The sequence below is a fragment of the Pseudonocardia sp. KRD291 genome, from assembly GCF_019263595.1.
GTDB lineage: Bacteria > Actinomycetota > Actinomycetes > Mycobacteriales > Pseudonocardiaceae > Pseudonocardia.
Map to the genome: position 1 here is coordinate 1 of NZ_JADQDD010000204.1, position 11,702 is coordinate 11,702.

Sequence of the window (11,702 nt, forward strand, 5' to 3'; positions counted from 1 at the left end):
CGGAGACTCCCGGTCCCGGTCCCGGTCCCGTCGTCAGCAGGAGGCCGGGTCGGCACCGGGGCCGCAACGCACGGATCGCCGGGTCAGCGCGGCGGCGCCACCAGGAGGGGGACGAGTTGCTCGGCGGTGCTGAGCGACCCGTGCTGGCCGGGTAGGCCTGCCATCAACGGCTCCGCCGTCGAGCGCACGACGCCCGCCGTGCCGCGCATCGCGGCGACGACGTCGCCGACCCGGTCCCGCATGCCGTCCCCGACCGGCCCGAACCAGTTGCGGTCCACCGCCTCCTTGCCCGACAGCACCCAGGCGTCGTCGCCGAGGGTCTCCCGCCAGGTCGCGAGCACGTCGTCGGTGGCGCCCGGGCGGGTGTAGATCTGCCGGGCCCGCGGGTCACCGCCGAGCAGGGCGACGCCGGAGAGCAGCACGTCGTCGCCGGCGTCGGCGTCGTAGACGCGGGTCAGCCCGACCATTCCGTGGTCGCCGGTGACGGCCAGCAGCGCGCCGGCCGGCAGCTGCTCGAGCAGCATCCCCACCAGGTGGTCGAGCTGGCGCAGCTGCCAGCGCCACGGCGCCGATCCCGGCCCGTGCAGGTGGCCGAGCAGGTCCAGCTCGGAGTGGTAGCCGTAGGCCAGCCGGGGACCGGGGCCGCTCAACCCGGCCAGGAACGCGGTCGCCAGGTCACCGAGGGCGTGCACGCCCCGGTAGGTCCCGCCGCGCAGCCCGGACCGGGTCAGGCCCGACGTGCGGAACTCCCGCCCGGAGACGACCGTGACCTCCACACCGGCCGCCGCGGCCCCCTCGAACAGCGTCGGCTCCGGCTGCACCTGCTCGGGGACCAGCCGCTCGCGCAGGTCGGTGTCGCCGTCCTTCCAGCTCAGCGCGTCGAGCAGGGTGTCCTGGACGCGGAACCGGACGCCGAGCGTGCCGTGCGCACCCGGTGGCAGTCCGGTACCCAGCGAGGTCAGGCTGATCGGCGTGCTGGAGGGGAACCCGACCGTCAACGGTCCGGCGTCGGCCATCGCGGCCAGGACCGGGGCGTCCGCGGCGTGGGCGGTCAGCAGCTCGTGCCCGAGCCCGTCGATCAGGAGCAGCCCGGCCGCCCGCGACGGCGGGAGGTCGAACGCGCCGACATCGGTCCCGACGCCCGTTCCCAACGACGTGAGCAGGGCCGGGAGCACGTCGGACAGGGTGCCCGCGCCGTAGCGGGGGAGCAGGGGCTCGGGCGCCGGGATCTCGGTCACGCGGGCAAGTGTGACGAGTCCGCCTCCCGCGGGCGAACGGCGAGTGTCACGCTCCTGGGATGGATCTCCCCGCCACGGCCGACGGACCGCACGACCTCCGCCTGCCCGACGCGTTCCGGGTCGTCCTGGACCGCCGCGTCCGCCGGGTCGACGGCGGCGCCGCCCTGCTCGGCGGCGCCCCACCCCGCCTGATGTACCTGAGTCGCACGGCCCGTGACCTGCTCCCGGCCGGGCCGCGCACCGCACTGACCGTCACCGACCCGACGACGCGTGCGCTCGCCCGCCGGCTGCTCGACTCCGGCCTGGCGCACCCGGCTTTTCCTGTGGCGGCCGACCACGAGCCGGACGGGGAGAAGGTCCCGGGCGCCGAGGACGTGACGGTGGTGGTCCCGGTCAAGGACCGGCCGCTGCTCCGTCTCCTGTCGACCCTGCCGGCGAACCTCGGCGGTCTCGTCGTCGTCGACGACGGGTCGGACGACCCGCGGACCGTCGCCGACGGCGTGGCGGAGGCCGGCGGGACCGTCCTGCGCCACGAGCGCCCGCGCGGCCCGGCCGCGGCCCGCAACGCCGGGGTGGCCGCCGCGGACACCGCGTTCGTCGTGTTCCTCGACTCCGACGTCGTGCCGGAGCCGGGCTGGCTCGCGCCCCTGCTCGCGCACGCGGCGGATCCGGCCGTCGCGCTGGTCGCCCCGCGGATCGTCGCGCTCGGACCGGTCCCGGACCGGGGCGGGGTGAACGGCGCGATCGCCCGCTACGAGGCCGTCCGGTCCTCTTTGGACCTCGGCCCGGACCCGGCCCTGATCGTCCCCCGCTCCCGGGTCGCCTACGTCCCGAGTGCGGCGATGCTGGTGCGCGTCGACGCCGTGCCCGGGCCCGGTGACGGCGAGCGGCGCACCGCGTTCGACGAGGACATGCACGTCGCCGAGGACGTCGACCTGGTGCTGCGGTTGCACGCGGCCGGCTGGCGGATGCGGTACGAACCCGCCGCGAGGGTCGCCCACGACCACCGCACCGACCCGGCGGAGTGGTTGCTGCGCAAGGCGTTCTACGGCACCGGCGCGGCCCCGCTCGCGCAGCGCCACCCGGGGGCGGTGCCGCCGGTGGTGCTCTCCCCGTGGTCGGCGGCGGTCTGTGTGCTGTTGCTCGCCCAGCGTCGGTGGTCGGTGGCCGGGGCGGCCGCCGTCACGGCGGTGGCGACCGAGCGCCTGTCCCGCAAGCTCACCCGGCTCGACCACCCGCGCCGCTGCGCCGCGCGCTTGACCGCGCTGGGGCTCTCCGGTGCGGTGTGGCAGGTCGGGTCCGCGCTGACCCGGCACTTCTGGCCGGTCGTCGTCCTGGCGCTGCCGTTCTCGTCGCGGGCCCGGCGGGCGGTGGCCGTAGCGGCGCTCGCCGAGGGGCTCGCCGACTGGTGGGTCCACCGCGACCGCGACCGCACCGTCCGTCCCGGACCGGTGGGCTTCCTGCTCGCCCACCGGCTGGACGACATGGCCTACGGCGCGGGGCTCTGGGCCGGAGCCCTCCGACGCCGGACGACCGCACCGCTGCGTCCGACCGGCCCCGGCACCGCGCCCAAGGCGACCGCGAAAGCGAAGTAAGCCTTGCCTACTTTGTCAAGGCTTGACCAGTCCGTCGGGGCTGGTCCGAACGGGTGGTCTCCGTTGTCCCTGTGATCCGCGTGTGCGGCATCGGGGGCAACGTGCGCCCGCGCCTGCGGAAGTTGGTCGGATGCGTCCTCGACGTTTGCGCGGGGCAATCTCGTGCAGGCCGTCGACCTGCGGATACACGACCTTGCACCGCAGGATGATCGGGAGTGTGATGTGGGCGCCGCCACTCCGAAGTGCGCGGCGCCGAGGCGCGCCACCGCCTCCCGCGGCGGTGCAGCCTCGGTGGTCCCCGATAGATCCCGCGCGACCACCAGCGCGTGGTCGCGGACGAGGAGTGAGATTTCATGACACAGGTCAGGGTCACCGTCGACGGCGTGAACTACGCCGACGAGGTCGAGCCCCGGTTGTTGCTCGCGCAGTACCTCAGGGAGACCCTGGGCAAGACGGGGACACTGATCGGCTGCGACACCAGCAACTGCGGGGCATGCACCGTCCACCTCAACGGGCGCAGCGTGAAGTCCTGTTCGGTCCTTGCGGTACAGGCCGACGGCGGCGAGGTCACCACGATCGAGGGGCTGGCCCGCGATGGGCAGCTGCACCCGGTCCAGGAGGCCTTCCGCGAGTGCCACGGTCTGCAGTGCGGCTACTGCACGCCGGGAATGATCATGGCTGCGGTCGACCTGCTCGGGGACAACCCGGACCCGACCGAGCACGAGGTCCGCGAGGGCATCGAGGGCAACCTCTGCCGCTGCACCGGCTACCAGAACATCGTCCGGTCGGTCCAGAGCGCGGCGAAGAACATGAAGCCCGGAGCCGTGGCGCAGAACGCCCCGGTCGCCGGAGGAGGTAACTGAGTTGACGACGACCGCCGAACCCACCACGACCGAGATCGGCAAGTCACGCGTCCGCAAGGAGGACGCGCGGCTGATCGCCGGTCGCTCCCGCTACACCGACTCGATCACCCCGCCCGGCACGCTGCACATCGCGGTCGTGCGCACCACCCTGGCCCGCGCCACGATCACCTCGATCGACAAGTCCGAGGCCGAGAAGTCCCCGGGCGTGCACGGCGTCTACACCGCAGCCGACCTGGGCGCCGAGGCCGTCGGCATGCCCTGCGCGTGGCCGGTCACGCCGGACCAGAAGGCCCCGCAGCGCCCGGTGCTCGGGATCGGCCGGGTCAGCTTCTCCGGTGAGGGCGTCGCCGTCGTCGTCGCGCGTTCGATGGCCGAGGCCAAGGACGCCGCCGAGCTCGTCGAGGTCGACTACGACCCGCAGGACGCGATCCTGGACATGGAGGCGGCGTCGAAGGACGGCGCCGACCTGGTGCACCCCGACCTGGGCACCAACGTCTCCGCCACCTGGCAGTTCGACTCCAAGGCGATGGGCACCGGGGACAGCGTCGACGACGCCATCAAGGAGGCGGAGTCCGACCCGGACTCGATCGTCGTGCGGCGCCGTTTCCGCCAGCAGCGCCTGATCCCCGCGTTCATGGAGCCGCGTTCCTGCGTGGTGGACCCGACCGGTGAGCAGATCACCATCTGGTCGGCCACCCAGGTGCCGCACATCCTGCGCACGATGACGACCGTGACGCTGGGCATCCCGGAGTCCAAGCTCCGCGTGATCGCCCCCGACGTCGGCGGCGGCTTCGGCGGCAAGATCGGTGTGCTGCCCGAGGAGATGCTCTGCGTGCTCCTCGCGCAGAAGCTGGGCAAGCCGGTCAAGTGGACCGAGACGCGCTCGGAGTCGATGCTCACCGCGCACCACGGCCGGGACCAGATCCAGGACCTGACGATCACCGCCAAGAAGGACGGCACGATCACCGGCCTGGACGTGCACCTGCTCGCCGACATGGGTTCCTACCTGGGCCTGGTCGGGCCCGGCGTGCCGATCCTGGGCGCGTTCATGTTCAACGCGATCTACAAGATCCCGGCCCTGAAGTTCACATGCTCCAACGTCTTCACGAACAAGACGCTGACCGACGCCTACCGCGGCGCCGGCCGCCCGGAGGCCACCTTCGGCATCGAGCGGATGATGGACGAGCTGGCGGTCGAGCTCGGCCGGGACCCGATGGAGCTGCGCGAGCAGAACTGGATCTCCCACGAGGAGTTCCCGTTCACCACCGTCGCGGGCCTGACCTACGACACCGGCAACTACGAGCAGGCCACCGCGCGCGCGATGGAGCTGTTCGACTACGCCGGCCTGCGTCGTGAGCAGGAGGAGCGGAAGCGCTCGGGCGACCCGGTCCAGCTGGGCATCGGCATCTCGACGTTCACCGAGATGTGCGGCCTGGCGCCGTCCCGCGTGCTGGGCTCGCTGGACTACGGCGCGGGCGGCTGGGAGGCCGCCAGCATCCGGATGCTGGCCACCGGCAAGGTCGAGGTCATCACCGGTGCGTCCGCGCACGGGCAGGGCCACGAGACCGCGTTCTCGCAGATCGTCGCCGACCAGCTCGGCGTGCCGTTCGAGGACGTCGAGATCCTGCACGGCGACACCCAGGTCTCGCCGAAGGGGCTCGACACCTACGGCTCCCGGTCCCTGGTCGTCGGCGGCATCGCGATCGTCAACGCCGCCGAGAAGGTCGTGGCCAAGGCCAAGAAGATCGCCGCGCACCTGCTCGAGGCGTCCGAGGACGACCTGGAGTTCGCCAACGGCACGTTCACGGTCAAGGGCACCGACAAGGGCAAGGCCATCCAGGAGATCGCGTTCGCCACGTTCATGGCGCACGACTACCCGGAGGACATGGAGCCCTCGCTGGACTCCGACGCCGTGTTCGACCCGGAGAACTTCTCCTACCCGCACGGCACGCACCTGGCCGCGATGGAGGTCGACACCGACACCGGTCGGGTGACGCTGCGCAACTACGTCTGCGTCGACGACATCGGCAACGTGATCAACCCGCTGATCGTCGAGGGCCAGGTGCACGGCGGCCTCGCCCAGGGCATCGCGCAGGCGCTGTTCGAGGAGGCGAACTACGACGAGCAGGGCACCCTGGTCAACGCCACGTTCGTCGACTACACGATCCCGTCGGCGGCGGACCTCCCGAGCTTCACCACGGAGTCCATGTCCACCGCGGCCACGTCAAACAAGCTCGGTGTGAAGGGTGTCGGCGAGGCCGGCACGATCGCCTCCACCCCGGCGATCGTCAACGGCGTGCTCGACGCGATCCGGCACCTCGGCGTCACCGAGATCGAGATGCCGACCACGTCGCAGCGCGTGTGGCGTGCACTCCAGGTCGCCAAGGGCGGCAACCCGATGGAGACCCCGAGCGACACCCACTCGCCGGGTGCCGGCCTCGGTTCGATCGACCCGAACAACCCCAAGGGAGAGGTCCTGTGATCCCGGCCAAGTTCGACTACGTCCGGCCGACGTCGGTCGAGGAAGCCGTCACCGCACTGCGGGACGGCGGCGAGGACGCCAAGATCCTCGCCGGTGGACAGAGCCTGCTCCCGGTCCTGCGGCTGCGGATGGCCGCCCCGAGCGTCGTCATCGACCTCGGCGGCATTCCGGAGCTGCGCCGGATCGCCGAGGACGGCGACCGGATCGCGATCGGTGCGATGGCCGCGCACCACGACGTGATGCGCGACGACCTGGTGAAGCAGCACGTCTCGCTGCTGGGCCAGGCCACCGAGACGGTGGCCGACCCGCAGGTCCGTCACCGCGGCACCCTGGGCGGCGCGCTCGCGCACGCCGACCCGGCCGGTGACCTCGGGGCGGCGGCGCTGGCGCTGGACGCCGAGTTCGTCATCCTGGGCGCCGACGGCACCCGGGTCGTGCCGGCCGCGGAGTTCTTCACCGACTACTTCACGACCGCGATCGGTGAAGCCGAGATCCTCACCCAGATCCGGTTCCCGAAGTACACCGGCTGGAAGACGCACTACGAGAAGTTCAACCGGACCGCGCAGGCGTGGTCGATGGTCGCCATCGCCGTCGCGCTGAAGGTGGACGGCGGCACCATCTCGGAGGCGCGGATCGGGCTCACCAACATGGGCTCGACGCCGATCCGGGCGACCGGTGTCGAGCAGGCCCTCGTCGGCCAGGCCGCGGGCAAGGACGTCGCGAAGGCTGCGGCCGAGCACGTCACCGAAGGCACACACGCTCCGAGTGACGCCGATGCCGCAGCCGACTACCGTGAGCACCTGGCGAAGGTGCTCACCGGTCGTGCGGTGCTCACGGCCGTCGGCTGAGAGTTCTCGAGAGACGGGTTGGGCGCCTGTCCGGGGTCTCCCGGGCGGGCGCCCACTCGTTTTTCGCCCCGATGAGGAGGCTGTAACAGATGCAGTTGGAGAACAAGTTCACGATCGCCGCGCCCATCGAGGAGGCGTGGGCGGCACTGAACAACCCGGAGACGGTGGCCCCCTGCTTCCCGGGGGCGACGCTCACCGAGTACGAGGACGACTCGTTCACCGGCACGGTGAAGGTCAAGCTCGGCCCGATCTCGCTCACCTACAAGGGCAAGGGCACCTACATCGACCGGGACGACGCCAACCACAAGGTCGTCATCGACGCCAGCGGTCGCGACGCCCGGGGCAACGGGACGGCCAAGGCCAAGGTCACCGGCTCGATGGTCGCGGCGGGGCCGGACAAGACCGACGTCACGATGGTCACCGACATGACCGTCACCGGCCGCCCGGCGCAGTTCGGCCGGGGCGTCATCTCCGACGTCGCGGACAAGATCATCGGGCAGTTCTCGTCCTGCCTGGCGGACAAGCTGAACTCGGGCGGGGCCGACGCCAACGGCGCAGGCCCGAAGCACGCCGCGGACGACACGTCCCCGATCCCGGCGGTCCCGCCGGCCCCGGGCGAGCAGTCCTCGGCCCCGGCCGCGCCGGCCACCACCGGCCCGCGCAAGCCGGCGCAGCAGAGCAACCCGGTCGAGGCCATCGACCTGCTCGACTCGGCCGGTGCCCCGGTGCTCAAGCGCCTCGGCCCCGTGCTGGGCGCGGTCGCGGCGCTGGTCGCCGTTGCGCCCGCGGTCGCCGCGCGGTGCGACGATGGGCGTCATGCGCGCCGGTGACCGGAACTGCCTGACCGACGTCGAGGGCCTGCGGGTCGGCCAGGCCGTGCTGGACGGGCCCGGTGCCCTGAGCGGCACCACCGTCGTGCTGGCCCCGCCCGGCGGCGCGACCGGCGGCGTCGACGTGCGTGGCGCGGCACCGGGCACCCGAGAGACCGACCTGCTGTCCCCGTTCGCGACCGTCGACCGGGTGCACGCGCTCGTACTCAGCGGCGGCAGCGCCTACGGCCTGGACACCGCGTCCGGGGTGATGGCCCGCTGCGAGCGGGACGGCGAGGGGTTCGCGGTCCCCGGCGGCGTGGTGCCGATCGTGCCCGCCGCGGTGCTGTTCGACCTGGGCCGCGGCGGCGACTTCACGGCCCGGCCCGGTGCGGGCCTCGGCGCCGCGGCCTACGACGCGGCGTCCGGGGCGGCCGTCGAGCAGGGCGTGGCCGGTGCCGGGACCGGCGCGGTCGCCGGCGGGCTCAAGGGCGGCGTCGGGACCGCGAGCGTGGTGCTCGACGCCGGGTACACGGTGTCCGCGCTGGTGGTGGTGAACGCCGTCGGCTCCGGGGTGGACCCGACGACCGGCGTCCTGCTCGGCGCCCGCAGCGGCCTGCCCGGCGAGTTCGACGACGCCCCGGTGCCCGGCCCCGGTGCCGCGCAGGCCCTGCTCGCCGCCGCGGCCGCCGACGCGGGGCAGGCGAACGGGCAGGCGAGCGCCGGCACCGCGACGTCGCTGGTGCTGGTGGCCACGGACGCGACGCTGGACAAGGCCGGCTGCGGGCGGATGGCGACGACGGCCCACGACGGCCTGGCCCGGGCGATCGCGCCGGTGCACACCGTGATGGACGGCGACACCGCGTTCACCCTCGCCACCGGCACCCGCCCGGCCCCGGACCTGGCGGGCACGTTCGCCCTGCACACCGCGGCCGCCGACGTCGTCGCCCGCGCCGTCGTGCACGCCCTGCTCGCGGCGGAGCCGGTCGGGCGCTGGCCGTCCTACCGGTCCGTGCTGGCGGGGGTCTCCCGGTGACGGCCGACCCGTGGAGTGGGCTGCCGCGACCGCCGCGGCCGCAGCGTGCGACCGACCCGGACGAGCTGCGGGTGATCGGTCTGCGCCGGCGCACCGCCGTCGCCCGGGCGGTGAACGAGGTCTGCCGGGGCGTCGACGTGCGCGCGTTCGAGTTCGGCTGGACGGTGTCCACGATCGCCGGCTACATCTGCGTCTGCCACACCCTCGACGACCTGCTCGACGCCGCGGCCCGCCCCGAGGACGTGCGGATGCTGCGGGCCACCGCCCTGGCCGCCGCCGACGCCGGCTGACTTCCCCACGAACGGTGCCGTCGTCGGACAGGTTCCGACGACGGTGCCGCTCGCCGGCGAACTGTGGTGGCATGGGCCCATGGCCAAGGAGATTTTCGTGGCGTTCGGCATCGACGTCGACGCCGTCGGTGGGTGGCTGGGGTCCTACGGCGGGGAGGACTCGCCGGGCGACATCTCACGCGGGGTGTTCGCAGGGGAGGTCGGGGTGCCGCGGCTGAACCGGCTACTCGCCCGCTACGACCTGCCGTCGACCTGGTTCTGGCCGGGGCACTCGATCGAGACGTTCCCTGCGGAGTTCGACGCCGTGGTGGCGTCGGGCCACGAGATCGGGGTGCACGGCTACAGCCACGAGAACCCGATCGCGATGAGCCGCGAGCAGGAGTCGGACATCCTCGACCACTGCATCGAGCTGATCACCGACCGGGCCGGGGTGCGGCCGACCGGCTACGTCGCGCCGTGGTGGGAGTTCTCCCGGGTCACCAACGAGCTGCTGCTCGAGCGCGGGATCACCTACGACCACTCGCTGATGCACCGCGACTTCGAGCCCTACTACGTCCGGGTCGGCGACTCCTGGACCCCGATCGACTACGACCGGCCCGCCCGGGAGTGGATGAAGCCGCTGGTCCGGGGCGAGGAGACGGACCTGGTCGAGATCCCGGCCAGCTGGTACCTCGACGACCTGCCGCCGATGATGTTCATCAAGACCAGCCCGAACTCGCACGGCTTCGTGAACCCGCGCCACATCGAGGAGATGTGGCGCGACCAGTTCGACTGGGTGTACCGGGAGTCCGACTACGCCGTGTTCACGATCACGATCCACCCGGACGTCTCCGGGCGCCCCCAGGTGCTGCTGATGCTGGAGCGGCTGATCGAGCACATCAGCGGCCACGACGGCGTGCGCTGGTCGACGTTCGACGGCATCGCCCGGGACTTCCTCACCCGCCGCCCGCGCACCGGCTGATGTGTGGCGCGTGCGGGGGAGCGCCGCCGGACCCGTTCGGCGCCCGGGTGGCCGGCCCGCGGCGCCGGGCCGCGGTCGCGCGGGTGGTCGACGCCCGCCTCCCGAACGCCCGGGTGCGTGCGGTGCCCGGCGGGTGGACCGTCTCCGGCCGGACCGGAAGGGTCCGCGTCTGCCGCACCCTGGACGAGCTGATCGGGGCGGCGGCCCCCGGGCTCGACACGGCCGGCGACGGTGAGCCGTTGCGGAACGCGGTTCTGGACGCCGCGGACGCGGTAGGTTGATCGGGTTCACCCCAGACCGTCCGAGACCCCGGCGGCGAGAGCCGACAATCCCACCGGGAGCCACGTCCGTCATGGCAATTCTGCCTACGAACGGACCACTCGACATCGCTCGCACCGCCACCTCCGACCTCGCCTCCGACGGAGTGGTGCTGCGGAGGACACCCGACGGGACCGGTGACGGGGTTCTGGCCACCCGCGCCTTCGCGGCGGGGGAGACGGTGATGGTGGGCTTCCTGGTCGGCACGCTGAGCGGCAACGACTCCCACGCGACGCAGGTCGGTCCGGACAGCTGGGTGCGCCACGGCGGCCTCGGCCCCAAGGTGAACCACTCCTGCGACCCGAACTGCGGCGTCCGCCTCAACAGCGGGGCCGCGTTCGACTTCGTGGCCCGCCGCCCCATCGCGCCCGGTCAGGAGCTGACGTTCGACTACGCCATGCGCAACTACACGGTCGACCACTTCCCGACGGTCTGCCTGTGCGGCTCCGCCGGGTGCCGCGGGTCGGTCACCGGATGGAAGGACCTCCCCGCGGCCCGGCGGAAGGACTACGGCGACCTCGTCGCCCCGTACCTGCGCACGATGACCGACCCGGTGGCAATCTGATCAGTCTCTGATCAGTCGTCGCCGCGGACGTCGTCCCGGTCGTCACCCCGGTCGTCCCGGTCGTCGGCCTGATCGTCCCGGTCGCTACCGCGGTCGTCCGCCCGGTCGTCGTCACGGTCGTCGCCGTTGCGCAGGTCGTCGGTGTCGTGCTCGACGACCGCGCCGTTCGCGGCGTCGACGTCCAGGTCGTGCTCGGCGGTGCCGTTGGTGACCTCGACCTCCCAGACCTGGCGGTCGTCGTCATCGTCGTCGAGCTCGGTCCCGTCGGTGATCCGGCCGCCGCCGACGCGGTCCAGGGCGATCCGCTCGGCCGCGGCGCGGTCGACGCCGGGAGCAGGGGCGGTGTCGGCGGCGGCGAGCGAGACGGGGGTGACCGGGCCGTCGGAGCCGGAGCCGAGGGCGAGGGCGGTGCCACCACCGAGGGCGAGCAGTCCGGCGGTGGCGACGGCGGCGACGGTGAGGGTGCGGGCGGCCATGGTGTCCTCCAGTGGGTTCGACGTCGGTCTGTCCGACATCGACCACGGTGCCGCCCGGCGCCTCAACGGCGCGCTGCATGATCCCTAACGCTGTCTTAGGACAACGCCGAACCAGGACAACGCCGAACCAGGACAACGCCGAACCAGGACAACGCCGTGTCAGGACGACGCCGGCCCGAGGTCGAGCACCACCCGCAGCCCGCCCTCGGGCGGGTGGTCCA

General features: G+C 72.9%; 12 protein-coding genes. 10 read left to right on the forward strand and 2 right to left on the reverse strand.

The annotated features are described in order from the left end of the window. Window positions 1–83: 83 nt before the first annotated feature. The gene (locus I4I78_RS23215; RefSeq protein ID WP_374225899.1) at window positions 84–1,238 is read right to left on the reverse strand and encodes an alkaline phosphatase family protein; all 1,155 of its coding nucleotides are present in this window, start codon (window positions 1,236–1,238) and stop codon (window positions 84–86) included. A gap of 59 nt (window positions 1,239–1,297) precedes the next feature. On the opposite strand from I4I78_RS23215, the gene mftF reads away from it, so the two are divergent. From mftF to I4I78_RS23265, 10 genes are all read left to right on the forward strand, one after another. Next, window positions 1,298–2,833, forward strand: coding sequence for a mycofactocin biosynthesis glycosyltransferase MftF (gene mftF, locus I4I78_RS23220; protein WP_218613593.1), 1,536 nt, complete (start codon window positions 1,298–1,300; stop codon window positions 2,831–2,833). Window positions 2,834–3,186: 353 nt separating this feature from the next. Then, window positions 3,187–3,696: a (2Fe-2S)-binding protein gene (locus I4I78_RS23225; protein ID WP_218613594.1), complete on the forward strand. Its 510-nt coding sequence runs from the start codon at window positions 3,187–3,189 to the stop codon at window positions 3,694–3,696. Between the two features lies 1 nt (window position 3,697). Next, window positions 3,698–6,178 carry a xanthine dehydrogenase family protein molybdopterin-binding subunit gene (locus tag I4I78_RS23230; protein WP_218613595.1) on the forward strand — a complete coding sequence of 827 codons (2,481 nt, stop codon included), beginning with the start codon at window positions 3,698–3,700 and terminating at the stop codon, window positions 6,176–6,178. Then, a complete protein-coding gene (locus I4I78_RS23235; protein WP_218613596.1) occupies window positions 6,175–7,026 on the forward strand; it encodes a xanthine dehydrogenase family protein subunit M in 852 nt (283 codons plus the stop codon). The genes I4I78_RS23230 and I4I78_RS23235 overlap by 4 nt, the downstream gene beginning before the upstream one ends. 89 nt (window positions 7,027–7,115) lie before the next feature. Then, the gene (locus I4I78_RS23240) at window positions 7,116–7,856 is read left to right on the forward strand and encodes an SRPBCC family protein (protein ID WP_218613597.1); all 741 of its coding nucleotides are present in this window, start codon (window positions 7,116–7,118) and stop codon (window positions 7,854–7,856) included. Continuing rightward, window positions 7,843–8,871 (forward strand): P1 family peptidase, encoded by a 1,029-nt coding sequence (locus I4I78_RS23245; protein ID WP_218613598.1) that lies wholly within the window; start codon window positions 7,843–7,845, stop codon window positions 8,869–8,871. Before I4I78_RS23240 ends, I4I78_RS23245 begins: the two co-directional genes overlap by 14 nt. Continuing rightward, the gene (locus I4I78_RS23250) at window positions 8,868–9,161 is read left to right on the forward strand and encodes a hypothetical protein (protein ID WP_218613599.1); all 294 of its coding nucleotides are present in this window, start codon (window positions 8,868–8,870) and stop codon (window positions 9,159–9,161) included. The genes I4I78_RS23245 and I4I78_RS23250 overlap by 4 nt, the downstream gene beginning before the upstream one ends. Before the next feature lie 79 nt (window positions 9,162–9,240). Next, a complete protein-coding gene (locus I4I78_RS23255) occupies window positions 9,241–10,122 on the forward strand; it encodes a polysaccharide deacetylase (RefSeq protein ID WP_218613600.1) in 882 nt (293 codons plus the stop codon). After that, the gene (locus I4I78_RS23260; RefSeq protein WP_218613601.1) at window positions 10,122–10,403 is read left to right on the forward strand and encodes a hypothetical protein; all 282 of its coding nucleotides are present in this window, start codon (window positions 10,122–10,124) and stop codon (window positions 10,401–10,403) included. The genes I4I78_RS23255 and I4I78_RS23260 overlap by 1 nt, the downstream gene beginning before the upstream one ends. Before the next feature lie 71 nt (window positions 10,404–10,474). Continuing rightward, entirely contained in the window at window positions 10,475–11,005 is a 531-nt protein-coding gene (locus tag I4I78_RS23265; RefSeq protein WP_218613602.1) for an SET domain-containing protein-lysine N-methyltransferase, read from the forward strand. Window positions 11,006–11,016: 11 nt separating this feature from the next. On the opposite strand, the gene I4I78_RS23270 is transcribed toward I4I78_RS23265, so the two are convergent. After that, on the reverse strand, window positions 11,017–11,481 hold the full coding sequence (locus tag I4I78_RS23270) for a PepSY domain-containing protein (RefSeq protein ID WP_218613603.1): 465 nt from the start codon (window positions 11,479–11,481) through the stop codon (window positions 11,017–11,019). Between the last annotated feature and the right edge of the window lie 221 nt (window positions 11,482–11,702).